Raw genomic sequence first — 25,767 nt, 5'->3', positions numbered from 1 at the left:
CCTGTTGTCCGGCGGGACGCGGAGCATCCCAGGCGGCATTCCCACGCAGAGCGTGGGAACGATCAAGGGCCCACCGCTATCGCAGGCAAGCCAGCTCCCACACTGGTTTCTGCGCTTTCAAGAGCGTGGCGCAATATTCTCGGCAATCTTCTTGCCCATACTGATCCTCGGCTCCACCCCATACCCCAACGCCTCATAAAACCCCACCACCACGTCATTGCCGCCGGTGATCTGCAGGTTGATCTTCATGCAACCCAGCGCCGTCAACGCCTGTTCGGCATAGCGCACCAGCGACGATCCCAGGCCATGGCGCCGATAGTCGGTATGCACCGCCACCGAATACAACCAGCCACGATGCCCGTCATAGCCGGCGAGAATGGTACCGATCACGGCTTTGTTGTCGGTGGCAACGAAGAACAACCCGTCGTTGACCGCCAGTTTCTTATCAATCGCCAGGCTCGGCAGGTTATGCGCGGTGTCATAGCCAAACGCCTGCTGCCATAACTCAATCACCTGGGCACGGTGTTGACGGTCGCGATAAGGCCCTATGGGGTGGCGGGACAACAGCGTTTTTTCCATCACCAACGTGCGCTCATTGCCGTGGTACACGTCACGCACGTTGTGAAAACCCAACTTGGCGTAGAAGGCTTGCGCCGTCAGCGAGGACGGCACGCTCAAGACCGTCACGCCGGCTTCACGGGCGCGCAGTTCGATCTCGATCATCAACAATCGGCCAATGCCCTGCCCTTGCAGCGCTGGGTTGACGAACACCGAGCGCACCACATTGCCATCCAGTGAGGCCGTAGCGACGATCAGTTGAGCCTGAGTCGCCACCAACACTACCCGCCGCTGGAGCAATGCCAGCACAGCGTCGGGGGTGAAGTTGCTGGCAACCCGCGCAATCACATCCGCGGGGTAATCACGTGCGTTGCTGCTGTGCAGCGCAGCCAGGATGACGTGGCTGATACCTTCGGCATCGGACGGTTGGGCAAGGCGAACAGCGGTAGACATGGTTCCTCCTGGCTGACACAGCGATAACAATCACCACAATACCAATGTGGGAGCTGGCTTGCCTGCGATAGCGGTGGGCCAGCCAGATGAATGGGGCTGACACACCGCTATCACAGGCAAGCCAGTTCCCACAGTTTGATCGTATTTCAATCTGGCAGCCGATTCGGCTGCGCCACTCCCGTTTTCAGCTTTCTTGGCTGAGCCACCCCGCCGTTTCAGCCGGGATCCTTTCCCCGCAACGCACACAATAGCGGCACAAGATCCCCAACGGACCCGTGCCCCCATGCAAACCACCAACACCGTCCTGATGATCCGCCCGGCGCGCTTTGCCTTCAACCCGGATACCGCGATCAACAACCGTTTCCAACGCCCGCCGCTGGACCCGCTCAGTGCACAGCACAAAGCGCTGGAGGAGTTCGACGGTTATGTCGACACCTTGCGCCAGCACGGCGTGGAGGTGCTGGTGGTGCAGGACACGCCGGCGCCCCACACGCCCGACTCGATCTTCCCCAACAACTGGTGGAGCAGCCATGCCGACGGCAGCCTGGTGCTCTACCCCATGGAAGGCCAGAACCGCCGACTGGAGCGCAACAAGGGCGTGCTGCAAGTTTTGGAGCAGCGCTTTGCGATCAACACCACCATCGATCTCAGCCACCTGGAACAACAGAACATCTTCCTGGAAGGCACCGGCAGCATGGTACTCGACCGCCAGCACCGCATCAGCTACGCCTGCCATTCGGGGCGCACCCACCACGCGGCCCTGCGCCAGTTTGCCGAACGCCTCGACTACCAACTCTGCGTGTTCCACGCCCTGGACCGCCACCAGGCACCCATCTACCACAGCAACGTGATGATGAGCGTTGGCCGCGACCTCGCGGTGGTGTGCCTGCAGGCCCTGCCCGACGACCGCGAACGCCTGGCCCTGGAACGCTCCCTGCGTGATACCGGCAAAGACATCCTCAGCCTGGACTTCGACCAGCTGGAAGCCTTCGCCGGCAACATGCTGGAGGTCCACGACCGGGACGGCCAGCCGTTGCTGGTGATGTCCGCCAGTGCCTGGGGCGCCCTGCATCCGGCGCAGCGTCAGCATGTGGAACGCCATACGCGGCCGGTGGTGGTGAATATCGACAACATCGAACGCATCGGCGGCGGCAGTGCCCGCTGCATGCTGGCCGAAGTGCATCTGCCGGCCCGTCCCTCATTTCAATAAGGAGTCTTGCCATGACCCGTTATATCGACGTCAACGACCTCAGCTACCTGGTTTCGCAAAAAGGCCTGCAAACCTGCATCACCGAAATGGCCGACTACATTCGCGCCGACTACCTGCGCTGGCAGGATTTCGAGAAATGCGCGCGCCTGGCCAACCACTCACCGGATGGGGTGATCGAGCTGATGCCAGTGTCCGACGCCTCGCTGTACGCCTTCAAGTACGTCAACGGCCACCCGAAAAACACCCTGGCCGGCATGCTCACCGTGATGGCGTTCGGTGCCTTGGGCGACGTCGACACCGGTAAACCGGTGCTGCTGGCGGAAATGACCCTGACCACTGCGATCCGCACCGCCGCCACCTCGGCCCTGGTCGCCCGCTACCTGGCCCGCGCCAACAGCCGCAGCATGGCGCTGATCGGCAACGGCTGCCAAAGCGAATTCCAGGCCCTGGCCTTCCACGCCATGCTCGGTATTACTGAAATCCGCCTGTTCGACATCGACCCCCAGGCCACCGCCAAGCTCGCCGCCAACCTCAAGGCGTTCCCGGCGATCAAGGTGATCCTGGCCGCCAGCGTCGCCGAGGCAGTCAAAGGCGCGGACATTGTCACCACCGTGACTGCGGACAAAGCCTACGCCACCATCCTGACTGACGAGATGATCGAGCCAGGCATGCACCTCAATGCCGTGGGCGGTGACTGCCCGGGCAAGACCGAGCTGGACCGCCGCATCGTCGAGCGCGCCCGGGTGATCGTCGAGTACGAACCGCAAAGCCGCATCGAAGGTGAAATCCAGCATATGCCGGAAGATTCGCCGGTCACCGAGCTGTGGCAAGTGATCAACGGCCAACAGCCGGGCCGCGAAAATGACCGCCAAATTACCCTGTTCGACTCGGTGGGTTTTGCCATCGAAGACTACTCGGCCCTGCGCTATGTATTGGACGTGGCCAAAGCCTCGGATGTGGGCAGCGAGCTGGAGCTGGTGCCGGACCTGGCCGACCCGAAAAACCTGTTCGCACGCCTGGCCCAGCAACCTGTGGTACAGCATAAAAAGCGCGCCTGAAACCGCTCTGGCCTGCCGCTTTGCGCCCAGGGCAGGCCAGATTCTAGTGGGTTAAAAGCCGATTTTGCCGGTGCCGCAGCCGATTCCGCTGCATTGCTTGTTTTAACAGCGCAATTTGCGCTTTGCGCAGGGGGTAAACGACACAAAAAACGCACCACCATGAAGCATTCTCTGCTCCCAGTTATTCACTGCCCCTGACATCAATTACAAAATATAGGGACCGACACATGACTCCTCTGCGATCACTCTTCGCTGCGTTGCTGTTGCCACTGTGCGCCACCGCTGCCCACGCCCAGGACTGGAAAGAAATCCGGTTTGGCGTGTTCCCCGAATACCCGCCCTTCGAATCTGTCGCCGCCGACGGCAGCCTGCAAGGGTTCGATATCGAACTGGGCAACGCTATCTGCGCCAAGCTCGAAGTGAAATGCACCTGGGTGCACAACGAATTCGACGGCATGATCCCGGCCCTGCGTGCGCGCAAGTTCGACGCGATCATGTCCTCCATGGCCGTGACCCCGGCTCGTGAGAAAGTCATCGACTTCACCGACCGCCTGTTCCTCAGCCCCACCTCGGTGATCACCCGCAAAAACGCCACCTTCGGTGACACCCCCGAGTCGCTGAACGGCAAGCACGTTGGCGTGCTGCAAGGCTCGTTGCAGGAAGCCTATGCCCGAGCGCACCTGGCCAAGCTCGGTGCACAGATCAAGGCATACCAGTCCCAGGAACAGAACTACGCCGACCTGCAAAACGGCCGCCTCGACGCCACCCTGACGGACAAGCTCGAAGCCCAGCTCAACTTCCTGTCCAAGCCCGAAGGCGCCGACTTCAAGACCGGCCCGGCCTTCAAGGACCCGACCCTGCCGCTGGACATCGCCATGGGCCTGCGCAAGAACGACCAGGCATTGCGTGAGCTGATCAACAAGGGCATCGCCGCCGTCCAGGCCGATGGCACTTACGCACAGATCCAGAAGAAATACTTTGGCGATCAAGACATCTACAACGAGTAACCGGCAACCCGTGCCCCTGTGGGAGCGGGCTTGCCCGCGATAACGGTGCTTCAGGCACCCACGCCGTGACTGCACCACCGTTATCGCAGGCAAGCCAGCTCCCACAGTAAATCCGTGCACTCCTTCGAGATCTTCCCCATGAACGACCTCCTCAACCTGCAAGGCTACGGCCCCATGCTGGCCCAGGGTGCCTGGATGACGCTCAAGCTGGCGTTCCTCGCCCTGGCTCTGAGCCTTACGCTGGGCCTGGTCGCCGCTGGCGCCAAACTCTCCAGCGCCAAATGGCTGCGCGTGCCGGCCACGCTCTACACCACGTTGATCCGCAGCGTGCCGGACCTGGTGCTGATCCTGCTGATCTTCTACAGCCTGCAACTGTGGCTCAACGACCTGACCGAAGCGTTCGGCTGGGACTACGTTGAAATCGACCCGTTTACCGCCGGGGTGATCACCCTGGGCTTTATCTACGGTGCGTATTTCACCGAGAACTTCCGGGGTGCGATCCTCAGTGTGCCGGCGGGCCAACTGGAAGCCGCCACCGCCTACGGCCTGAGCCGCTGGCAGCGCTTTCACCTGGTGCTGTTCCCGCAACTGATGCGCTTTGCCCTGCCTGGCCTGGGCAATAACTGGCTGGTGCTGCTCAAGTCCACGGCGCTGGTGTCCATCATCGGCCTGTCAGACCTGGTCAAGGCCGCGCAGAACGCCGGCAAGTCCACCAGCGAGCCGCTGTACTTCCTGATCCTCGCGGGCCTGGTGTACCTGGTGATTACCACCCTCTCCAACCGCATCTTCAAGCGCCTGGAACGGCGCTATAACCTGGGCATCAAGGGGATGGCGCGATGATCGAACTGTTCCAGCAATACGGCCTGGCCTATCTGTTCAGCGATGGCAGCGGCCTGTCCGGTGTCGCCATGACCTTGTGGCTGTTCATTATCTCGGTGGTGCTCGGCTTTGGCCTGTCGATCCCCCTGGCGCTGGCACGCGTCTCAGAGCATTTCTGGCTGCGCTGGCCGGTGGAGGTTTACACCTACCTGTTCCGTGGCACGCCCCTGTATATCCAACTGCTGATTTGCTACACCGGGCTGTACAGCCTGGAAGTGGTGCAGGACAACGCCCTGCTCAACCAGTTTTTCCGCAACGCGCTGAACTGCACACTGTTGGCGTTTGTGCTCAACACCTGCGCCTACACCGTGGAAATCTTCGCCGGGGCAATCCGCAACATTCCCCATGGCGAGATCGAAGCGGCACGCGCCTATGGCCTGCACGGCTGGCGGCTGAACCTGTTTGTGATCGTACCCGCCGCATTGCGTCGCGCCCTGCCGGCCTACAGCAATGAAATGATCCTGATGCTGCACGCCACGTCACTGGCGTTTACCGCCACCGTCGCCGACATCCTCAAGGTCGCCCGCGATGCGAATGCCGAGACGTTCCTGACCTTCCAGGCCTTCGGCATCGCCGCGCTGCTCTACATGCTGCTGTCCTTTGCACTGGTGGGCCTGTTCAGGCTGGCCGAACGTCGCTGGATGCGCTTTCTTGTTCCTACCCGAGGCTAACCCATGAATCAGTCCGCGCAGGCCCTGGCCGCTTATCCAATGGATGTACCCGTCGGCAAAACCGCCACGGCGGCCATCAAGCTGCAAGTCGAAGGTATCCATAAACGCTACGGCGAACACGAAGTGCTCAAGGGCGTGTCCCTCAATGCACGCCAGGGCGATGTGATCAGCCTGATCGGCGCCAGCGGCTCGGGCAAAAGCACGATGCTGCGGTGCATCAACTTTCTGGAACAGCCTGACGCCGGGGTGATCACCCTGGACGGCATCAGCATTGAAATGCAACCAGGCCGCGCCGGCACCCGTGCGCCGCACCAGGCGCAACTGCAAAACCTGCGCACGCGCCTGGCCATGGTGTTCCAGCACTTCAACCTGTGGAGCCACATGACCGTGCTGGAAAACATCACCATGGCCCCGCGCCGGGTGCTGAACGTGAGCGCCGCCGAAGCCGAGAAGCGTGCGCGACTGTACCTGGACAAGGTCGGCCTGCCGAGCCGCGTGGCGGACCAATACCCGGCGTTCCTGTCCGGTGGCCAGCAGCAGCGCGTGGCCATTGCGCGCGCGCTGGCAATGGAACCGGAGATTATCCTGTTCGATGAACCCACCTCGGCCCTGGACCCGGAACTTGTAGGAGAAGTGCTCAAAGTCATACAGACGTTGGCCGAGGAAGGTCGTACCATGCTGATGGTCACCCACGAAATGGGCTTTGCCCGCCAGGTGTCCAGCCAAGTGCTGTTCCTGCACCAGGGCCGAGTCGAAGAACACGGCGGCGCCGAGATCCTCGACCATCCCACCAGCGAACGCTTGCAGCAATTTCTTTCCAACCGTTTGAAGTGAACTCATGGATACCAAGGCCCACGGACCCCATTCTTCCCCTACGCTGGATCGCATCGACGAAGCGATCATCGACGTACTCAGGCATCAGGGGCGTATTACCTACGAAAAGCTCTCGTCGCTGGTGCACCTCACCCCCAGGCCCTGCCTGGAACGGGTGCGCAAGCTGGAACGACGCGGGGTGATCCGTGGGTATGGGGCGATCATCGATGTGCAGATGGTCTCACCGGGGCTGTCACTGCTGGTGCTGGTGGCCTTGTCCAACCAAAGCGGGCGCTCGGCGCAAAAGGCCTTCGAAGCCTGCGTGAAAGCCTGCCCGCAGGTATTCGAATGCCAGTTGATCAGCGGGCCGTTCGACTACAGCCTGCGCATGCGCTGCCGGGATATGGAACATTACCGGGTGCTGACCGAGACCTGGTTGAACAATGATGAGTTGCACATTGATAAGCTGGTGGCGCATCCGGAGTTGGCGGTGGTCAAGAACACCGCGACCGAACTGGCCTGATCCAGCTGGCTCGTTCCCACGCTCTGCGTGGGAATGCATCCAATGACGCTCCGCGTCACAAAACTTCAAGAGCAGACGCGGAGCGTCCAGGGTGGCATTCCCACGCAGAGCGTGGGAACGATCATTCACCCCTGCCCACTTAATATTCTTTTGCCTGGCTTGGCACCCACCAGCTTCGCCTGCCCATCTTTCTGCTTGCCCGTGCGGGCTTCACTGATCAGCCCCGGAATCAACTTGCCCTCCGGCAAATTCTTCCAGAAGCGGCTGGGCAAATGCCCTTCCATCACCTTAGGGTTCAAGCGTGCCGGGTTGAAGATGTGGCTGTAGTAGGTCAGCCACATGGCGCTGTGGGGATCTTCAACATTCTGCGCCAGTTGCTGCCAGGCCTCGGGGCACTGGCGCTGATGAATCAATTGCTCGCCGTCGTAATAGACCCCGTCCAGGGGCGTGGCGATCATCCAGCGATGGCGGCCCATGCGCCCGATAAAATGCTCGCTGGCGCTCTTGAGAATGTCATGGGCCGGCTCATGCCAGGCCACGTACTCCGGCAGTTCCGGCCCTGCCTCGGCCGGCAGCGCGATGAAGCGCACAAACGCGTGCAAGTGGTGGGCCTCCCGGCTGACTTGCTTGATGCGCCGCTGCAACTCGCTGCCAAGCTTGTCACCTGCCAGCATGGCCGTGCGATCACCGTGGCTGACCCGCCATAGCACTTCATACAACAGGCTCCAGCGCTGATCACCTTGATAACAGGCAGCGGACTCCAACAATTGCAACAGCGCCTTGGGTATGCGCGCCTGAAACGGCCCCATCCCTGGTGGGATAGGTTCATCGGTAGCGAACAGGTCCGCCGCCTGCGCCTCGCCCCAGCTGACCTGGCTGGGGTCGACCTGATGGCTGAGCAACCAGCGGGCCTGTTCGCGCCAGGTGCTGAACAGGTTGTCGCACTCCAGGCTGATCATCCCCACAACCCCATCTGTTGCGGCTGCGGACGGTCCCGCAATTGTTCGCGCAACAACACACTGGTGCTGTCGGCCTGCTGCGGGTGGTAGTCGCTGGTGATGAAAAACGGCTTGGCCTTGGCCAGCACGCAGCGCATGCGCGCCAGGTCTTCGAAGCGGATCTTGCGTTCACGGCGCAGGTCGACCAGGCGCTGGGTGGTGCGCAGGCCGATGCCGGGGATACGTGCGATCAGGGTCGGCTCGGCGCGGTTGAGGTCCAGGGGGAACACCTCGCGATGCTCCAGGGCCCACGCCAGCTTGGGGTCGATATCCAGTGCCAGGTCACCGGGGCCGGCGAACAGCTCATTGGCGCTGAAACCGTAGCTGCGCAGCAGGAAATCAGCCTGGTACAAGCGGTGCTCGCGCATCAAGGGCGGCGCGGCCAGGGGTACGCTTTTCGGGCTGTTGGGGATGGGGCTGAACGCCGAGTAATACACGCGGCGCAGCTTGAAATTACCGTACAACGCCTCGGCACCGTGCAGGATGGTGCTGTCGTCGGTGTCGTCGGCGCCGACGATCATCTGCGTGCTCTGCCCGGCCGGGGCGAAACGTGGCGCGCGGGGTTCGTTGAGCACCGTCTGTTCGCCGGTGTAGATGGTCTGCATGGCCTGCTTGATCGAGCCGATCTGCTTCTCGGGCGCCAGGGTTTGCAGGCTGGCGTCGGTGGGCAGTTCGATATTCACACTGAGGCGATCGGCATAACGGCCAGCCTCGGCGATCAGGGCCGGGTCGGCATCGGGGATGGTCTTGAGGTGGATATAACCGCGAAAGTCATGCTCTTCGCGCAGCAGTTTGGCGACCCGCACCAGTTGCTCCATGGTGTAGTCCGACGAACGGATGATGCCGGAGCTGAGGAACAGCCCGCTGACGCAATTGCGCTTGTAGAAATCCAGGGTCAGGGTGACCACCTCCTCCGGGCTGAAGCGCGCACGGGGCACGTCGCTGGAGCGGCGGTTGACGCAGTATTGGCAGTCGTAGAGGCAGAAGTTGGTGAGCAACATCTTGAGCAACGACACGCAACGGCCATCGGGCGTGTAGCTGTGGCAGATGCCCATGCCATTGGTGGAACCCAGCCCCGCCTTGCCCTCGGAACTGCGCTTGGGCGCGCCACTGCTGGCGCAGGACGCGTCGTACTTGGCGGCGTCGGCGAGGATGCTGAGTTTTTCGATCAACTGCATGGAGGGCTACCGATACTGGTTTTTTGTACAGTACCAATAGCCACACTTTGTCACAAGTGCCGTCTGTAGGAGCAAGCTCTGGCCACAATAAGCGGATCGGTCAGCTGGCGGTGGCCAGGAGCAAGTCCTGCACCGAACGCGCCTTGCCACGGTGATGGTCCAGCGCATACAACGACGCCGCAATCTCATCCGCCCGAATCGGCAACACCGACAGCAAGGTATCGCTCAAGCCATGGCTGGCCTGGCTGAAGCCCTGGATGTAGATGCCAGCCTTGCAGCGCTCGTCGGTGACGATGCGGTAGTCGCGGGCCACTTCAAAGTCGCCCATGTAGGCTTGCAGCGGCGCCAGCAGTTCACGGTGCATCTGGCGCTCGTAGCCGGTGGCCAGGATTACCGCGTCGTAATGGTTGAGGCTGGTTTCGCCGGTGGCGGTATTGCGCAGGGCCAGTTCGATGCCCAGCGGGCCGGCGGTGGCCTTCTCCACTACGGTCAGGGTGCGGAACGCCTGGCGGGCGATGCCGGAGACTTTCTGGCGGTAGAAAATCCCGTAGATGCGCTCGATCAGGTCCAGGTCCACCACCGAGTAGTTGGTGTTCTGGTACTCGGCGACCAAACGCTCACGCTCGGCACCGACTTGCTGGAACACCAGGTCAGTAAAGGCCGGCGAGAACACTTCGTTGACGAACGGGCTGTCGTCGGCCGGCTTGAGCGCCGAGCCGCGCAGGATCATGTCGACCTGCACCGACGGGAAGCTGTCATTGAGGTCGATAAAGGCTTCGGCCGCGCTCTGGCCACCGCCGATCACGGCGATGCGCATCGGCTTGCCGTCTACGCACGGCTGGCTGGCCATGCGCTCCAGGTACTGGGAATGGTGAAACACCCGGCTATCGCCCTTGAGCGCCTTGAATGCCTCGGGGATGCGCGGTGTGCCGCCGGCGCTGACCACCACCGAACGGGTGGTGCGCACATGCTGCTCGCCCTGGGCATCACGGGAGATCACGCGCAACGCCTCGACCTGCTGCTGATGCAGGATCGGCTCGATGGCCAACACTTCCTCGCCGTAGTTGGCCTGGGCCTGGAACTGCCCCGCCACCCAGCGCAGGTAGTCGTTGTACTCCATGCGGCAGGGATAGAAGGTGCCCAGGTTGATGAAGTCCACCAAGCGTTCGTGGGCCTTGAGGTAGTTGACGAAGGAGTACGGGCTGGTGGGGTTGCGCAGGGTCACCAGGTCCTTGAGGAAGGAAATCTGCAGTTCGCTCTGGGTCACCAGGGTATTGCCGTGCCAGCGGTAGTCGGCTTGTTTGTCGAGAAACAGCACGTCCAGCTTGCCCTGGGCCTTTTCACGCTCCTGCAGGGCGATGGCCAGCGCCAGGTTCGAAGGGCCGAAACCGATCCCGATCAGGTCATGAACCGCGGGCGAAGCAATTGCCTGTGTCATTCCAGTGTCCTCTGGATAAGCCCCATGGCGGTGGGGCGGGAATACCTTCATGGCCTGAACAACAGGCCGTGTGTTGATAGGAAACGAGGACAGTGAAATAAAATTTAACTAACAGCCGATCAGTGCGCTTCCCACTCGCGCATGCGCACCCGGCAGTGCTTCATCGCATTGACGATGTGTTTTTCCACCAGGCTGCGGGAAATGCACAGGCGTTCGGCGATTTGCACGTGGGACAGGCCTTCGAGTTTGCGCAACAGGAAACTGTCGCGACAGGCCGCCGGCAACTCGGCCAAGGCGCGCTCGAGCATCTCCAGGCGCTGGCCCTGGTGGTGGCTGGTGTGGGGGGAACAGGCGGCGAAGCGCTCTTCGCTGTCCAGCACCTCAAGAGGCTCGGACTGACGCAAGGCATTACGCCGATGGCCGTCGATCACCAGGTTCAGTGCCGTGCGGTAAAGAAACGCGCGAGGCTGCTCGATTGGCGTATCGCTTACGCGCTCCAGCACCCGCACATAGGCGTCATGCACCACATCTTCGGCCACCTGGCGGTTACCCAGCTTGGCGTTCAGGAAACACACCAGCTCGCGATAGTAGTTTTCCAACATGACTCCTGAGCACCTCCCGGTGGTGTTGATCCTGTAGGAGCGTGCTTGCTCGCCAAGAACCTGAGGGCACATCGTTTTATCTGGATGCACGCGTTATCGTTGACGTTTTCGCGAGCGAACTTGCTCCCAACAGACAGCCATCGATGATGGCAGTTTGAGTACGTGCAATTTATAGTAATTCTCATCTACTTTTAAAGAAGTCTTGCTCCCACGTATGGTTTTTTTCGCCGACGCAGCTGTTACTGCGTATGTAAACGCCTAAATATTCGCGCAATTTTCTCGTATAACAGTCAGCTCTTCGCCACTCGGCCCCCTTTCCCTGGCTGGAACCAAAGCATGAAACGCCCTCGCCCCGCCCGCCTCGCCCTGCTTGCTGTGGTGTGCCTGATCCCCCTCCTTGCAGTGGCAGCCTGGCAGCTGTTGCCGCCAGGTCGAGATAGCTTGCCCACGGTCACTGTCGTGCGCGGCGACATTGAGAACAGTGTCACCGCCCTGGGCACCCTGCAACCGCGACGCTACGTAGACGTCGGCGCCCAGGCCTCCGGACAGATCCGCAAGATCCATGTCGAGGCCGGTGACCAGGTCACGCAAGGCCAGCTACTGGTAGAGATCGACCCTGCCACGCAGCAGGCCAAACTCGACGCCAGCCGCTACGCCATCGAAAACCTCGAGGCCCAGTTGCAGGAGCAAAAAGCCCAGCACGAGCTGGCGCGCCAGAAGTATCAGCGCCAGCAGCGCCTGAACGCCGGGAATGCCACCCGCGAAGAAGATGTGCAAACCGCCAAGGCCGAACTGAGTGCGACCCAGGCGCGGGTGGACATGTTCAAGGCCCAGATCCGCCAGGCCCAGGCCAGCCTGCGCAGTGACGAGGCCGAACTGGGCTATACGCGGATTTACGCGCCGATGAGCGGCACCGTAGTGGCGGTAGATGCGCGAGTCGGCCAGACGCTCAACGCCCAGCAACAGACGCCGTTGATCCTGCGCATCGCCAAACTGTCGCCGATGACCGTATGGGCCGAAGTGTCCGAAGCCGATATCGGCCACGTCAAACCGGGCATGAGCGCCTATTTCACTACCCTCGCCGGCGGCACCCGGCGCTGGACCAGCACCGTGCGCCAGATCCTGCCGATCCCGCCCAAGCCCCTGAACGAAACCAGCCAAGGCAGTGGCAGCCCCAGCAGTACCAGCAAAACCGGCAGTGGCCGGGTAGTGCTATACACCGTACTGCTGGATGTGGACAACGCTGACAATGCGTTAATGGCCGAAATGACCACCCAGGTGTTTTTCGTCGCCAGCCAGGCCAGGGACGCTCTCACCATCCCGGTCGCAGCGCTGCTCGGCAGCCAAGGCACCGACAAGCAGATCGCGCGGGTCGTGACCAAAAACGGCGCCATCAAGGAGCGAGAAGTACAGCTGGGTATCAGTGACCGCCTGCGGGTTGAAGTGTTGGATGGCCTGGACGAAGGCGATCACCTGTTGATCGGCCCAGCCAGCGGCAGCGGGGGTTGATGTGAGCACGCCACTGATCGAACTCAAGAACATCCGCAAATCCTACGGCGGCGGCGACAGCCCGCAGGTCGACGTATTGCGTGGGATCGACCTGTCGATCCATGCAGGAGAGTTCGTTGCCATCGTCGGCGCCTCCGGCTCCGGCAAATCCACACTGATGAACATCCTCGGCTGCCTCGACCGCCCCACCGTGGGCGACTACCTGTTCGCAGGGGAAAACGTCGCGCACCTGGACAGCGACGCACTGGCCTGGCTGCGCCGCGAAGCCTTTGGTTTCGTGTTCCAGGGCTACCACCTGATCCCGTCCGGCTCGGCCCAGGAAAACGTTGAGATGCCGGCGATCTATGCGGGTATCAGCGCTGCCGAACGCCATGCCCGTGCCAAGGCTCTGCTGACCCGCCTGGGCCTGGCCGATCGCACCAACAACCGCCCGCACCAGCTCTCCGGTGGTCAGCAACAGCGCGTCTCGATTGCCCGGGCGTTGATGAACGGCGGGCATATAATCCTTGCCGACGAACCCACCGGGGCCCTCGACAGCCACAGCGGTGCCGAGGTGATGGTGCTGCTGGATGAATTGGCGAGCCAGGGCCATGTGGTTATCCTCATTACCCACGACCGCGAAGTCGCGGCGCATGCCAACCGCATCATTGAGATCAGCGACGGCCGGATCATCAGCGATTCGGCGTTGAGTACCCCCCACGTGCCCGTCACGGCCGGCAGCGACGCATTGCAAGCCGTGGACCTGCGCCAGCGCCTGGCCGACGGTGCCGAACACAATGGTGCCTGGAAAGCCGAGCTGCTGGACGCGGTGCAGGCAGCCTGGCGGGTCATGTGGATCAACCGCTTTCGCACCGCGCTGACGCTGCTGGGGATCATCATCGGCGTGGCGTCGGTGGTAGTGATGCTGGCGGTGGGCGAAGGCAGCAAGCGTCAGGTCATGGCGCAGATGGCGGCCTTCGGCTCCAACATCATCTATCTGAGCGGCTTTTCGCCTAACCCGCGCACACCGGCAGGTATCGTGACCCTCAATGATGTGGCGGCATTGGCTACATTGCCCCAGGTCAAGCGCATCATGCCGGTGAACGGCACCTACGCCGGCGTGCGCTTCGGCAACGTCGACTACATGGCCTATGTGGGCGGCAACGACACCAACTTCCCGGACATCTTCAACTGGCCAGTGGCCCAAGGTAGCTACTTTACCGAAGCCGACGAACGCGCCGGGGCCACGGTGGCGGTGATCGGCCATCGCGTGCGCGAAAAGCTGTTCAAAGGCCAGCTAGACCCCATCGGCCAATACATCCTGATCGAAAACGTGCCCTTCCAAGTGATTGGCGTGTTGGCGGAAAAAGGCTCCAGCTCCGGGATGCAAGACAGCGACGACCGTGTCGCCATTCCCTATACCGCCGCCAGCGTGCGCCTGTTCGGCACCTATAATCCCGAATACGTTGTCATTGCCGCCGCCGATGCACGCAAGGTGCAAGAGGCCGAGCAAGCCATCAGTCAGCTTATGCAAAAGCTGCACGGCGGCAAACGCGACTTCCACCTGACCAACGACGCAGCGATGATCCAGGCCGAAGCACGGACCCAGAACACCCTGTCGCTGATGCTCGGCTCGATTGCAGCGATTTCCCTGCTGGTGGGCGGCATCGGCGTGATGAACATCATGTTGATGACCGTGCGCGAACGCACCCGTGAAATCGGCATCCGCATGGCCACCGGGGCACGCCAGCGCGACATCCTGCGCCAGTTTCTCACCGAGGCGGTGATGCTCTCGGTGGTCGGCGGCCTGTTTGGTATTGCCCTGGCATTGCTGGTAGGCGGCGTGCTGGTGCTGGCTGAAGTGGCGGTACAGTTTTCCCTGGTGGCGGTGCTCGGCGCGTTTGGCTGTGCGCTGGTCACCGGCGTCGTATTCGGCTTCATGCCGGCCCGTAAAGCTGCCCGGCTTGATCCGGTTAAGGCGTTGACCAGTGAATAAACGATCTCTCACTCCACAACTGTCAGCGCTCAGTGTGTGCCTGTTGCTCACGGCCTGCGGCACTAACCCGCCCGCCATCGACAGTGGCCTTGCTGCGCCCGCCGCCTGGCATTTTGCCGAACGCGAAGCGACCCAAGCCATCAACCAACGTTGGTGGACGCAGTTTGGCAGCCCGGCGCTGAACCGCCTGATCGACCAGGCCCGCCGTGACAGCTTCGACGTGGCGGCGGCCATGGCGCGTGTCCGCCAGGCCCAGGCCACGGCGGTAATTGCCGGTGCACCGTTGTTGCCGGAACTGAAGTTCAACCTCAGCGCCAGCCGTCAACGGCTGTTGCGCGGCAGCGGCAACTCGGAGCTGGACGCCACCGAGAGCAACAGGACTGTCAACAACTATGACGCCAACCTCACGGCCAGCTACGAAATCGACTTCTGGGGTGGCCGCGCCGCTGCCCGCGACAGCGCCGTGCACAGCTTGCACGCCAGTGAGTTCGATCAGGCCAACGTGGAGCTGACCCTGCTCAGCAACGTCGCCGACCGCTACGCGCAAACCCTGGCCGCACGCCAGCGCCTGCAGATTGCCGAGCTCAACCTGGCGAATGCGCGCAATGTGCTGAACCTGGTGCAGACCCGCCACGACGCAGGTTCCGCCACGGCCCTGGAACTGGCACAACAGAAAAGCCTGGTGGCCGGTCAGCAACGGCAACTGCCGCTGATCGAGCAATCGGCCGAAGAATCGCAGATCACCCTCGCCGCCTTGCTCGGCCAACCCGTGCAGGCCCTGGAGCTAGGCACAGAACCCTTTCAGGCATTGACCTGGCCAAGTATCGGGCCTGGCGTGCCCAGCCAGTTATTGAGCCGGCGCCCCGACCTCGCCCAGGCCGAGGCCCAGTTGGCGGCGGCCAGCGCCGACGTCACGGTGGCCCGTGCGGCCATGCTGCCGACGGTGACATTGGGCGCAACGCTCGGCTCAGGCGCGTCCAAGGCTGAAGAGATCCTGCGCAGCCCCTTCTACACCCTGACTTCGGGCCTGATGGCGCCGATTTTCAATAATGGCCGGCTGAGCGCCGAGCGCGACAAGGCTCGGGCACGCCAGGATGAACTGCTGCAAACCTACCGTGGGGCGATCATCAACGGCTTTGCCGATGTGGAAAAAGCCCTCAGCAGCATCACCCGCCTGGACCAGCAACGCCAGTGGCAAACCGAAGAGCTGCAACAGGCGCAGGCCGCCTTCCAGATTGCCCAAAGCCGCTATGAAGCCGGCGCCGAAGACCTGCTCACGGTACTGCAAACCCAGCGCACCCTGTACGACGCCCAAGACCAGAACGTGCTACTGCGCCTGTCGCGCCTGCAAGCCAGCATCGCCCTGTACAAGGCATTGGGCGGTGGCTGGAACACCGATATCTGATAAACGAAACTCATATTTCTTACACGAGTTGTTTCTTCACCTTACATTTTCCACCCCAAGGTCCTTGGTAAAAAAGCCGTTATCACACGGATGCCCAGGACCTCATGATGAAACCCAGCGCTTTTGTAAACGGCCTGGTCTGCATCGGCTTTTGGCTGATACCAAACCTGGCGTTGGCCGAGCCCTTGATCGCCCCCACCGCGATCGACTGGTTGCTGGACTGCCCACTCACAGCAACAGCGCGCCTGGACCCCGAAGTGGTTGGCCGCACCCAATGCGGTCTGGTCAGCGTGCCCCGCGACCATGCCGCCCCCCAGCGTGGCCGTATTCGCCTGAGCGTGACACGGGTAGGCGCACGGCAGCCGCTCAACCGTGAAGGCGTGGTGTTCATCCAGGCCGGCGACCCCCAGCAGGTCAAAGGCGCACCTTTCGTCCTTCACTTGGCCAGCCGCTGGGAGTCGCTTGCCACCACCGCCTATCGCACCCTGGTCGACCGCTACGACGTGATCGAGTTGAGCACCCGCGACCTGCGCCAGGGCAATGCCGTGGAACAGGCCGCCCGGGACATGGAGTACGTGCGCGGGCAATTGGGCGAGGCGCGCCTCAACTACCTGGGCAACGCCGCTGCCACGCGCCTGGGCAACCGCTATGGCACGCTGTTTCCCGAGCGCGTCGGGCGCATGGTGCTGATCAATACCGAGCCTGGCGAAGCGCTCGCCGCCGGTGTCGAGCAGCTCTTGCTCAAGGAGTCGGCACACGCAGGCGCTGACGGCTGTGTGAGCCGCTGGCTAGGGGATTTTCTCGCTTATGGCAAACAGCCGCCGGCGACCGCACGCTGCCTGGATTTGGGCGCCTGGGAATAACCTGCGCATTTACGACCCCTATTCACCGAAAACGACCCCTTGCGTTGACGCACCTGCCCAATCGTTATTAAGTGCTATTTATCCGCATTAATACGATAAATCACCGCCATGCTGAGTCGTCCGTTACGCCGCAAACGCCAGAAGCTGTCCGATGTGATTGTCGAGTCGGTCAAGCGCTCGATCGTCACCGACGCCTTGAAGCCCGGCGATCGCCTGCCCACCGAACGCGAGCTGATGGAAAGCTTCCAGTGTTCCAAGGGTTCGGCACGCGAAGCGCTCAAGGCGTTGGAAGTGGAGGGCCTGGTGAGCACGCGCACCGGCCCCAGTGGCGGGGCGTACTTGAACCAGGCCGGCACCGAGCCGGCCAGCCGCGCCTTGCGTAATTACCTGCACTTCCAGCACCTGGACGGCGAGCAGGTCTACCAACTGCGCAAGGTCATCGAAGTGGAGTTGGCGGTGTCGGTGCTGGGGCGTTTGAGCGAAGACGACTACCTGGCCCTGCAAGCCAACGTGGATTTTTGCAGCGCCCCCGAAGACAGCGAAGCCGGCCAGCGCGAACAACGCCTGGCGGAACTGGAGTTCCACAACCTGCTGGCCCGGGCCTGCCCCAACCCGCTGCTGAGTTTCATGGCGCAGTTCCTCAATGACTTGCTGCGCGACCTGGTGGTGTTGAAAAAGGCCTACAAGCCCAAGCGCAAGCAGTTCGATGCGGCCAACCTCGACTATCACAAGCAACTGCTGATCGCCTTTCGCGCCGGGGATGAAAGTGCGGTGCGCAGCTTGATGCATGAACACATGTGCGATGCCGAACACCACATGACCGCGCTGGAAGGCCAGGTGAGCCCGCACTTCCTCTTGGAGTTCGACCACTCTTAAACACACCAACCATCCAATGTGGGAACCCGTTCAATGTGGGAGCTGGCTTGCCTGCGATGCGGGCGCCTCGGTGTTACAGAGGGACCGAGTAGAAGCCATCGCAGGCAAGCCAGCTCCCACATTTGACCCCGTTCCCCCGCGAAATCGAGTTATCCAATAACAAGCCTGCCCACAGGCCCTTGCTCCACCGTATCGCCCTTGCCGCTCCTGCCAATAACTAAACCAGGGAGTCACCCCATGCAGCGTCGTACGTTATTGAAAGCCAGCCTCACCGCCGCCGCCGCCCTCAGCCTTCCGCTGAGCGTGCGTTCGGCATTCGCCGCCGAGCCCTTTACCTTTTACGGCCTCAAGTCCATGTCTGGCGCCTTTGCCAGCTATGGCAAATTTGCCGATATGGGTTCACGCCTGGCGGTGAAACAACACCCCGACATGCTCGGCCGCCCGCTGAACTACAAGGTCATCGATACCGAAGGCAACGCCGGCAAGGCGGTGCGCAAGGTGCAAGAGGCCATCGCGCAGGACGGCGCACGGTTCTTCCAGGGCTGCACGCTGTCGTCTTCCGCCCTGGCGGTGGCCAAGGAAGTGGACAAGGTCGGCGGCGTGTTCATGACCCCGGTGGGCGCCGATGAAGTCACAGGCAAGGACTGCAACAAGGCGACCTTCCGCTGGTCAGTGCCCACCTACGGTGCGATCCGCGAAACCATGGTGCCGCTGATCAAGTTGCTGCCGGACGCCAAGCGCTGGTACACCATCACCCCGCAATACGTGTTCGGCGAAGCCTTGCTCGAAGGGGCCAAAAACGTGCTCAAGGAACATAGCCTGGAACACGTGGGCAACAGCTACCACTCACTGCAGGAACAGGAGTTTTCCGGTTACCTGACCAACGCCATTTCCACCAAGCCCGATGTGCTGGTGCTGCTCAACTTTGGCAGCCAATCGTCCAACACCCTGCGCCAGGCCGTGAACTTCGGCATCAAGGAGCGCATGAAGGTATTGCTGGTGTGGTCTGCCGGCCTGGATCAGTTCCAGGAACTGGGCAGCGATGTGCTCGAAGGTGTGTACCTGGGCGCGCAGTACTGGCACCAGGTCGACACCCCGCTCAACCGTGAGCTGGTCAAGCTGACCCAGGCCACCTACGGCATCAACCCCACCTACCCGCTGGCCGCCGACTACATCAGCACCAAAGTCATGCTCGACACCATCATCGCCACCGGCAGTTTCGACGGCCCGACCGTAGCCAAGGCCCTGCAAGGCTTGAGCTACGAAGGCCCGACCGGCAAAGAGTCGATCCGCGCCGGCGACCACCAGGTGATCAAGGATTACTACCTGCTGATCGGCAAGGCCAGCGGCGACATGGCCGACAAGGACGACCTGGCCAAAGTGCTCAGCGCTGGCCAGTCGTTCCCCGCAGTCGAGGCGACTGGCTGCACACTCGGCTGACCGCTTAACTTTTGTCGCGCAGGGCCGCGCAAGCGGCCACCTGCGGAGGGTGCCTGCATGCTTAATCTGTACCTGTTCCAGATCCTCAACGGCCTTGGGTTAGGGATGATCTACTTCCTGATCGCGGTGGGGCTGACGATCATTTTCGGCCTGCTCAACTTCGTCAACTTCGCCCACGGCGCGTTCTTCCTGCTCGGCGCCTACATCTGCTACACCGCGGTAAGCCTCACCGGCAGCTTCTGGCTGGCGTTGCTGATCGCGCCGTTGGTGGTGGCTGCGTTGGCCTGGGTGATTGAGCGCTTGTTGATCCAGCGTATCTACCACTTGCCGCACATGTTCCAGATTCTGGTGACCTTGGGGATCGCTCTGATCATCCAGGAAGCCAGCGTAATGATCTGGGGCCCGGTGGGCAAAAGCGTCGCCGTGCCGGAACTGTTGCGCGGCGTGCTGGTAGTGGGTGATTTTGTCTATCCCTACTACCGCCTGTTCCTCATCGTGTTTTCCGGGCTAGTGGGCCTGGGCCTGTGGCTGCTGCTGGAGCGCACGCGCTTCGGTGCCCTGGTGCGCGCCGGCAGTGAAAGCACCGAAACCGTGTCGCTACTGGGCACCAATATTTTCCGCCTGTTCTCCATGACCTTCGCCCTCGGCGTCGCCCTGGCCGGTGTCGCCGGGGTGTTGTTCGCGCCCTTGCGCGGCGCCCAGCCCTTCGTCGGCCCGGAGATTCTCGGCATCGCCTTCGTGGTGGTGGTGATCGGCGGCATGGGCTCGTTCAGCGGTGCGCTGGTCGGCGGTTTGCTGGTGGGCGTGGTGCAAAGCCTGATGACCACACTCTGGCCCCAGGGTGCGAGCCTGATGATCTACGGCGCCATGGCCGTGGTGATTCTGGTACGCCCTTACGGCCTGTTCGGGAGAGCCTGACATGAGCGAGAAAAACCCCCTGCCGTTTGCCAAGACCCAATCTAGAGCCATGTTGCTGTGGGTGCTGGCCGTGCTGATCGGCCTGCCGCTGGTGTTGCCCTCGGCGACCCTGGCCACCGAGATCCTGATCTTTGCCATGGCCGCCCTGGCCTGCAACCTGCTGCTGGGCTATACCGGGCTGCTGTCCTTCGGCCAAGGCATCTTCTTTGGTGCCGGAGCTTATTGTGCGGCGCTGTTGATGATCCACCTGCAACTGGGCCTGTTCATGGCGTTGCTGGGCGCGGCGCTGGCCGGTGGCGTGCTGGCTTTGCTGGTGGGCGCCCTGGCGATTCGGCGCACGGGCATTTACTTCGTGATGCTCACGTTGGCGTTCAGCCAGATGGCCTACTTCGTCGCCTACACCCTGAGCGACTGGACCGGCGGCGACAACGGCCTGCTCAGCGTGCCACGCCCGGAAATTCGTGTGGGTGACACCGTGCTGCTGTCCCTGGCCGATGCCCGCGCCTTCTACGGTTTTGTCGCGGTGCTGTTCCTGCTGATCTTCATCGGCGCACGCCGGGTGATCGCCTCGCCGTTCGGCAGCACGCTGATGGCGATCCGCGAAAATGAAACCCGCGCCTCGGCCATCGGCTACGACACGCGTCACTTCAAGATCCTGGTGTTCGTGCTGTCCGGCGCGGTCACCGGGATTGCCGGGGCGCTGTACGCCATGCTGTTGCACTTTGTGCCGCTGTCGAATATCGACCTGGCGATGTCCGAGAACATCCTGATCATGACCATCGTCGGCGGCACCGGCTCGCTGTTCGGCTCACTGCTGGGCGCCGGTTCCATCGTGCTGCTGGGTGACTTTCTCTCCGATCTGTGGCCGCGCTGGCTGATGTTGCTGGGGGTGATCCTGATCCTGGTGGTGATCTTCATGCGCGGCGGTTTGTGGGGCGGCTTGGCGTCGCTGTTCGAAAAGCTGCGCGGCACGCGCAAACCCGCAGTCGTCGCCAAGGAGGACGGGCTATGAGTATCTTGCTGGAAACCCAGAACCTGGAGCTGGCCTACGGCGCGTTCCATGCGGTCAATGGCGTCAACCTCAAGGTCGAAGCCGGCACCATCCACACCATCATCGGCCCCAATGGCGCCGGCAAGACTAGCCTGTTTCATTGCCTGACGGGCGAACGCCAGGCCACCGCCGGAGCGATCCATTTCGACGGCAAGAACCTGATGCGCAAGCCCGCCCACGGCCGCGTCGGCCTGGGCATGGCGCGTTCGTTCCAGCTCACCAGCCTGTTCCAGAACCTCAGCGTGCGCGAAAACCTGCGCCTGGCCGCCCAGGGCCGCGATGGCTCGCGTGCCTTGAACTTCTGGCGTCGGGTGGACAGCCAGCGCGAACACCTGGAGATGGCCGACCAGGTGCTGGAGCGTCTGCAACTCACGGCCCGCGCCGACACCCTGGCCGGTGAGTTGTCCCACGGCCAGCAACGGGTGCTGGAGGTGGGCATGTCGATCTGCTCCAAACCCAAACTGTTGATGCTCGACGAGCCCACCTCGGGCATGGGCATCGACGATATCCCGATCATGACCCAACTGATCAGCGACCTTGGCCGCGACCATACGGTGCTGTTGATCGAACACAACATGAGCATCGTCATGTCCATCAGCCAACGCATCACGGTGATGAGCCATGGGCAGATTCTGGTGGAAGGCACGCCGGAGTTCGTGCGCGCCGATGAACGTGTGCGTACTGCCTATCTTGGGGAGGCTGCCTGATGCTGATCGTCGAGAATATCCATTCCTACTACGACAAGAGCCATGTGCTGGAGGGCGTGTCGCTGAGCGTCAATCCTGGCGAACTGGTGACCCTGCTGGGCCGTAACGGTGCCGGCAAGACCACCACCCTGCGTAGCATCCTCGGCATCATCTGCCCGCGCCAGGGCCAGATCCACTTCAACGGCCAGGCGTTGGTGGGGCAGAAGATTTTCGAAATTGCGCGCCAGGGCTTGGCGCTGGTGCCGGAAAACCGCGGGATTTTCCGCCTGCTGACGGTGGAAGAAAACCTGCGCATCGCCGCCCGCAAACACAGCCGCTGGCAACTGGAAGACGTGTACGCCATGTTCCCGCGCCTCAAGGAGCGGCGCAAAAACGCCGGCCATGCGTTGTCCGGCGGCGAACAGCAGATGCTCGCCATCGCCCGCGCCCTGCTGAACGACCCCAAGCTGCTGATCCTCGACGAACCCACTGAAGGCCTGGCCCCGGTGATCGTTGACGAGCTGGTGAAGATCCTGCGCAAGGTCAAGGACGAGGGCCTGCCGGTGTTGCTGGTGGAACAGAACCTGATGGTCTGCGACAAGCTCGCCGACCGCCATTACGTGCTCGAACAGGGCCGCGTGGTGTACGAAGGCAGCGCCGCTGACTTCCGCGCCGACCCGACGATCAAAAACCGTTACCTGGCCTTGAGTGCCTGAGTGGAGATTCCTGATGAATAGTCTTGCGCAACCGCTCCAGAGCAATGCCCCGCTGATCAACCGCGACCGCTTGTGGCAGTCGCTGATGGACCTGGCCCAACTCGGCGCCACGGCCAAGGGCGGCGTGTGTCGCCTGGCCCTCACCGACCTGGACCGCCAGGCCCGCGACCTGTTTGTGCAGTGGTGCGAGGCCGCCGGGTGCAGCATCAGTGTGGATGCCATCGGCAATATCTTCGCCCGCCGTCCTGGCCGCAACCCCGCCCTGCCCCCGGTCATGACCGGCAGCCATATCGACACCCAGCCCACCGGCGGCAAGTTCGACGGTTGCTACGGGGTAATGGCCGGGCTGGAAGTGATCCGCACGCTCAATGACTTGCAGATCGAAACCCAGGCGCCCATCGAAGTGGTGGTGTGGACCAACGAAGAAGGCTCGCGCTTCCCGCCGTGCATGATGGGCTCCGGGGTATTTGCCGGGAAGTTCGACCTGCAGGACACCCTCGACAAGCGCGACGACCAGGGCCTGTCGGTAGGCAGCGAATTGCAGCGCATCGGCTATGCCGGTTCGCGTGCGGTGCTGGGCCATCCGGTGGGCGCTTATTTCGAAGCGCATATTGAGCAAGGCCCGGTGCTGGAGGACCAGGCCATTACCCTGGGCGTGGTGATGGGCTGCCTGGGCCAGAAGTGGTTCGACCTGACTCTCACCGGCGTAGAGGCGCATGCGGGCCCTACGCCCATGCACCTGCGCAAGGATGCCCTGGTGGGCGCTGCCAAGGTGGTCAGCGCGGTCAACCGTATCGCCCATCAGCATCAGCCTCACGCCTGCGGCACCGTCGGCTGCCTGAACCTGCACCCTGGCTCGCGCAACGTGATCCCCGGCCAGGTGCACATGACCATCGACCTGCGTCACCTGCACGCCGACAAGCTGCAAGCCATGGTCGATGAAGTGCGCGCAGTGATCGAAGACGCGGCCGCCCGCCACGGCTTGACGTTTGACCTGACGCCCACCGCCGACTTCCCGCCGCTGGACTTTCACCCGACCTGTGTCAATGCCGTGCGCGAGGCTGCCCAGGCATTGGGCTTGAGCCATATGGACATTGTCAGCGGTGCCGGGCATGACGCGATCTTCGTCGCTGAACTGGGCCCGGCCGGGATGATCTTTGTGCCGTGCGAAGGCGGCATCAGCCATAACGAAATCGAAAACGCCGCGCCGGATGACCTGGCGGCGGGTTGCGCGGTGTTGCTGCGCGCCATGGTCAAGGCGGCACAGGGGGATGTGGCATGAGCGAGATTGGCCAACTGACAGCGGTGCAACTGTTGCAGCACTTTCGCGACAAGACCTTGTCACCCGTGGAGGTCACCGAAGACGCGTTGCTGCGCATCGAGCGCTATAACCCGGTGGTGAATGCCTACTGCCATGTCGACCCGCAAGGCGCTCTGGACGCTGCGCGGGCGTCGGAACAACGCTGGTTCAAGGGCGAACCTTGCGGCGCCCTGGATGGCGTGCCGGCGTCGATCAAAGACCTAACGCTGACGGTCGGTATGCCCACGCGCAAAGGCTCGCGCACCTCCAGTGCCGATGGCCCGTGGGACGTGGACGCGCCCTTCTCGGCCTTCATGCGCAAGGCCGGCGCGGTGCTGCTGGGCAAGACCACCACCCCGGAATTCGGCTGGAAAGGCGTCACCGATAACCCGCTGTATGGCATCACCCGCAACCCGTGGGACACGCGCACCACCGCCGGTGGTTCGTCCGGGGGCGCCGCTGCGGCGGCGGCATTGAACCTGGGCGTGCTGCACCAGGGCAGCGACGCCGGCGGCTCGATCCGCATTCCCTGTGCGTTTACCGGCACCTTCGGGATCAAGCCGACTTTCGGCTATGTACCGCAATGGCCGGCCAGTTCCATGACGATTCTGTCGCACCTGGGCCCGATGACGCGCACCGTGGAAGACAGCGTGCTGATGCTGCAAGCCGTGGCGCAGCCGGATGCGCGAGATGGCTTGATCGGCGCGCCAAGGACCAGGCCCTGGCTCGCTCCAGGAACGGACTTGAAGGGGTTGCGTATCGCCTATAGCCCCACGTTCGGCTATGTGAAAGTCGACCGGCAGGTCGCCAGCGTAGTTGCCCAGGCTGTGGAGGGCCTGGTGCAACTGGGCGCCCATGTCGAGCAGATCGACCCCGGTTTCAGCGACCCGCTGGAGGTGTTCAGCACCCTATGGGCTGCCGGCGCAGCACGCCTGACCGGCACGATGAGCGAGGCGCAAAGGCAACTGCTGGACCCAGGGCTGCTACGCATTGCACAACGGGGCGAGCGCTTGAGCCTGGATGATTTCAACGCAGCCCTGGAAGCCCGGGCGGCGCTGGTCGCACGGATGGCGGCTTTCCATGAGCATTACGATGTGCTGGTGTCACCGATGATGCCGATCACCGCGTTCGAAGCCGGGCACAACGTACCGCCGGGTTCGGGAATGACTGAGTGGATGGAATGGACGCCGTTCACCTACCCGTTCAACCTCACCCAGCAACCGGCGGCGTCAGTGCCCTGCGGGTTGGCGGCAAATGGCTTGCCAGTGGGCTTGCATGTGGTGGGCGCGCGGTTTGCCGATGAGCAGGTGTTGAGGGTGTGTCACGCGTATGCACAGGCATTCCCCACAGAACACTTGCACACACCGAGAAGCCCGACCTGAAATACCTACAACTGTGGGAGCTGGCTTGCCTGCGATAGCGCTGGTTCAGTCAGCACATTGGCCTCTGACACACCGCCGTCGCAGCTTCTACACAATTTTTTAGGTTGTAGCAGCCAACGGTAACCACGATGCGAAGCGAGCCGCTCTTGATCTTGCTCTTGCTCTTGATCTGCTTTTGATCTTGATCTCAGGCGCCCCGTTAAACCACGCTGGCCGGAATTCGACAGGGATTTGGGGGGTAAACCGGCAGGGATGCCG

24 protein-coding genes and 1 pseudogene are annotated in these 25,767 nt (G+C 62.4%); 19 read left to right on the top strand and 6 right to left on the bottom strand.

Features of this window, described 5'->3' with window-relative positions; translation table 11 throughout:
• Positions 1 to 117: 117 nt before the first annotated feature.
• Positions 118 to 1,011: a GNAT family acetyltransferase gene (locus BOP96_RS26605; protein ID WP_014719019.1), complete on the bottom strand. Its 894-nt coding sequence runs from the start codon at positions 1,009 to 1,011 to the stop codon at positions 118 to 120.
• A 283-nt stretch (positions 1,012 to 1,294) separates the two neighbouring features.
• On the opposite strand from BOP96_RS26605, the gene ctlX reads away from it, so the two are divergent.
• The 7 genes from ctlX (at position 1,295) to BOP96_RS26570 (ending at position 7,172) form a co-directional block, all read left to right on the top strand.
• Positions 1,295 to 2,221: a citrulline utilization hydrolase CtlX gene (ctlX, locus tag BOP96_RS26600; RefSeq protein ID WP_014719020.1), complete on the top strand. Its 927-nt coding sequence runs from the start codon at positions 1,295 to 1,297 to the stop codon at positions 2,219 to 2,221.
• 11 nt (positions 2,222 to 2,232) lie between these two features.
• Entirely contained in the window at positions 2,233 to 3,279 is a 1,047-nt protein-coding gene (locus tag BOP96_RS26595) for an ornithine cyclodeaminase (RefSeq protein ID WP_014719021.1), read from the top strand.
• A 227-nt stretch (positions 3,280 to 3,506) separates the two neighbouring features.
• Positions 3,507 to 4,286 (top strand): ABC transporter substrate-binding protein, encoded by a 780-nt coding sequence (locus tag BOP96_RS26590; RefSeq protein WP_014719022.1) that lies wholly within the window; start codon positions 3,507 to 3,509, stop codon positions 4,284 to 4,286.
• A gap of 138 nt (positions 4,287 to 4,424) precedes the next feature.
• The gene (locus tag BOP96_RS26585) at positions 4,425 to 5,126 is read left to right on the top strand and encodes an ABC transporter permease (RefSeq protein WP_014719023.1); all 702 of its coding nucleotides are present in this window, start codon (positions 4,425 to 4,427) and stop codon (positions 5,124 to 5,126) included.
• Positions 5,123 to 5,836, top strand: coding sequence for an ABC transporter permease (locus BOP96_RS26580; protein WP_014719024.1), 714 nt, complete (start codon positions 5,123 to 5,125; stop codon positions 5,834 to 5,836). The genes BOP96_RS26585 and BOP96_RS26580 overlap by 4 nt, the downstream gene beginning before the upstream one ends.
• Before the next feature lie 3 nt (positions 5,837 to 5,839).
• Positions 5,840 to 6,670, top strand: a complete 831-nt coding sequence (locus BOP96_RS26575) for an ABC transporter ATP-binding protein (RefSeq protein ID WP_014719025.1) — start codon at positions 5,840 to 5,842, stop codon at positions 6,668 to 6,670.
• Positions 6,671 to 6,674: 4 nt separating this feature from the next.
• The gene (locus tag BOP96_RS26570) at positions 6,675 to 7,172 is read left to right on the top strand and encodes an Lrp/AsnC family transcriptional regulator (RefSeq protein WP_014719026.1); all 498 of its coding nucleotides are present in this window, start codon (positions 6,675 to 6,677) and stop codon (positions 7,170 to 7,172) included.
• A 125-nt stretch (positions 7,173 to 7,297) separates the two neighbouring features.
• Here the strand turns inward: BOP96_RS26570 and BOP96_RS26565 are convergent, their stop codons facing one another.
• From BOP96_RS26565 to BOP96_RS26550, 4 genes are all read right to left on the bottom strand, one after another.
• On the bottom strand, positions 7,298 to 8,131 hold the full coding sequence (locus tag BOP96_RS26565) for a TIGR03915 family putative DNA repair protein (protein ID WP_014719027.1): 834 nt from the start codon (positions 8,129 to 8,131) through the stop codon (positions 7,298 to 7,300).
• A complete protein-coding gene (locus BOP96_RS26560) occupies positions 8,128 to 9,348 on the bottom strand; it encodes a putative DNA modification/repair radical SAM protein (RefSeq protein ID WP_073454500.1) in 1,221 nt (406 codons plus the stop codon). The genes BOP96_RS26565 and BOP96_RS26560 overlap by 4 nt, the downstream gene beginning before the upstream one ends.
• Before the next feature lie 100 nt (positions 9,349 to 9,448).
• Positions 9,449 to 10,786 (bottom strand): lysine N(6)-hydroxylase/L-ornithine N(5)-oxygenase family protein, encoded by a 1,338-nt coding sequence (locus tag BOP96_RS26555; protein ID WP_014719029.1) that lies wholly within the window; start codon positions 10,784 to 10,786, stop codon positions 9,449 to 9,451.
• Between the two features lie 119 nt (positions 10,787 to 10,905).
• Entirely contained in the window at positions 10,906 to 11,388 is a 483-nt protein-coding gene (locus BOP96_RS26550) for a sigma-70 family RNA polymerase sigma factor (RefSeq protein ID WP_014719030.1), read from the bottom strand.
• A 336-nt stretch (positions 11,389 to 11,724) separates the two neighbouring features.
• On the opposite strand from BOP96_RS26550, the gene BOP96_RS26545 reads away from it, so the two are divergent.
• The 12 genes from BOP96_RS26545 to BOP96_RS26490 all read left to right on the top strand — a co-directional run bounded on the left by BOP96_RS26545 (position 11,725) and on the right by BOP96_RS26490 (position 25,509).
• The gene (locus BOP96_RS26545; protein WP_073454498.1) at positions 11,725 to 12,897 is read left to right on the top strand and encodes an efflux RND transporter periplasmic adaptor subunit; all 1,173 of its coding nucleotides are present in this window, start codon (positions 11,725 to 11,727) and stop codon (positions 12,895 to 12,897) included.
• A 1-nt stretch (position 12,898) separates the two neighbouring features.
• A complete protein-coding gene (locus BOP96_RS26540) occupies positions 12,899 to 14,872 on the top strand; it encodes a MacB family efflux pump subunit (RefSeq protein ID WP_073454496.1) in 1,974 nt (657 codons plus the stop codon).
• Positions 14,865 to 16,277, top strand: coding sequence for an efflux transporter outer membrane subunit (locus BOP96_RS26535; protein ID WP_060767048.1), 1,413 nt, complete (start codon positions 14,865 to 14,867; stop codon positions 16,275 to 16,277). Before BOP96_RS26540 ends, BOP96_RS26535 begins: the two co-directional genes overlap by 8 nt.
• 107 nt (positions 16,278 to 16,384) lie before the next feature.
• On the top strand, positions 16,385 to 17,140 hold the full coding sequence (locus tag BOP96_RS26530; RefSeq protein WP_073454494.1) for an alpha/beta fold hydrolase: 756 nt from the start codon (positions 16,385 to 16,387) through the stop codon (positions 17,138 to 17,140).
• 108 nt (positions 17,141 to 17,248) lie between these two features.
• Positions 17,249 to 18,016 carry a FadR/GntR family transcriptional regulator gene (locus tag BOP96_RS26525; protein ID WP_014719035.1) on the top strand — a complete coding sequence of 256 codons (768 nt, stop codon included), beginning with the start codon at positions 17,249 to 17,251 and terminating at the stop codon, positions 18,014 to 18,016.
• Between the two features lie 237 nt (positions 18,017 to 18,253).
• Positions 18,254 to 19,456, top strand: a complete 1,203-nt coding sequence (locus tag BOP96_RS26520) for an ABC transporter substrate-binding protein (protein ID WP_073454492.1) — start codon at positions 18,254 to 18,256, stop codon at positions 19,454 to 19,456.
• Positions 19,457 to 19,513: 57 nt separating this feature from the next.
• A complete protein-coding gene (locus BOP96_RS26515) occupies positions 19,514 to 20,374 on the top strand; it encodes a branched-chain amino acid ABC transporter permease (RefSeq protein WP_020301305.1) in 861 nt (286 codons plus the stop codon).
• 1 nt (position 20,375) lies between these two features.
• Positions 20,376 to 21,386, top strand: coding sequence for a branched-chain amino acid ABC transporter permease (locus tag BOP96_RS26510; RefSeq protein ID WP_032902364.1), 1,011 nt, complete (start codon positions 20,376 to 20,378; stop codon positions 21,384 to 21,386).
• Entirely contained in the window at positions 21,383 to 22,132 is a 750-nt protein-coding gene (locus BOP96_RS26505; protein ID WP_014719039.1) for an ABC transporter ATP-binding protein, read from the top strand. Before BOP96_RS26510 ends, BOP96_RS26505 begins: the two co-directional genes overlap by 4 nt.
• The gene (locus BOP96_RS26500; protein ID WP_003192343.1) at positions 22,132 to 22,827 is read left to right on the top strand and encodes an ABC transporter ATP-binding protein; all 696 of its coding nucleotides are present in this window, start codon (positions 22,132 to 22,134) and stop codon (positions 22,825 to 22,827) included. The genes BOP96_RS26505 and BOP96_RS26500 overlap by 1 nt, the downstream gene beginning before the upstream one ends.
• A gap of 13 nt (positions 22,828 to 22,840) precedes the next feature.
• Entirely contained in the window at positions 22,841 to 24,109 is a 1,269-nt protein-coding gene (locus BOP96_RS26495) for a Zn-dependent hydrolase (protein WP_073454490.1), read from the top strand.
• Positions 24,106 to 25,509 (top strand): amidase, encoded by a 1,404-nt coding sequence (locus BOP96_RS26490; protein WP_073454486.1) that lies wholly within the window; start codon positions 24,106 to 24,108, stop codon positions 25,507 to 25,509. The genes BOP96_RS26495 and BOP96_RS26490 overlap by 4 nt, the downstream gene beginning before the upstream one ends.
• Positions 25,510 to 25,514: 5 nt before the next feature.
• Here BOP96_RS26490 and BOP96_RS30285 read toward each other — a convergent pair.
• Positions 25,515 to 25,767 (bottom strand): annotated as a pseudogene (locus BOP96_RS30285) (hypothetical protein); the annotation flags it as partial.

It is taken from the genome of Pseudomonas sp. FSL W5-0203 (assembly GCF_001896155.1).
Lineage (GTDB): Bacteria > Pseudomonadota > Gammaproteobacteria > Pseudomonadales > Pseudomonadaceae > Aquipseudomonas > Aquipseudomonas paracarnis.
Note: the sequence above shows the minus strand (reverse complement) of the source record. Positions and strands in the feature narration are given on the sequence as shown.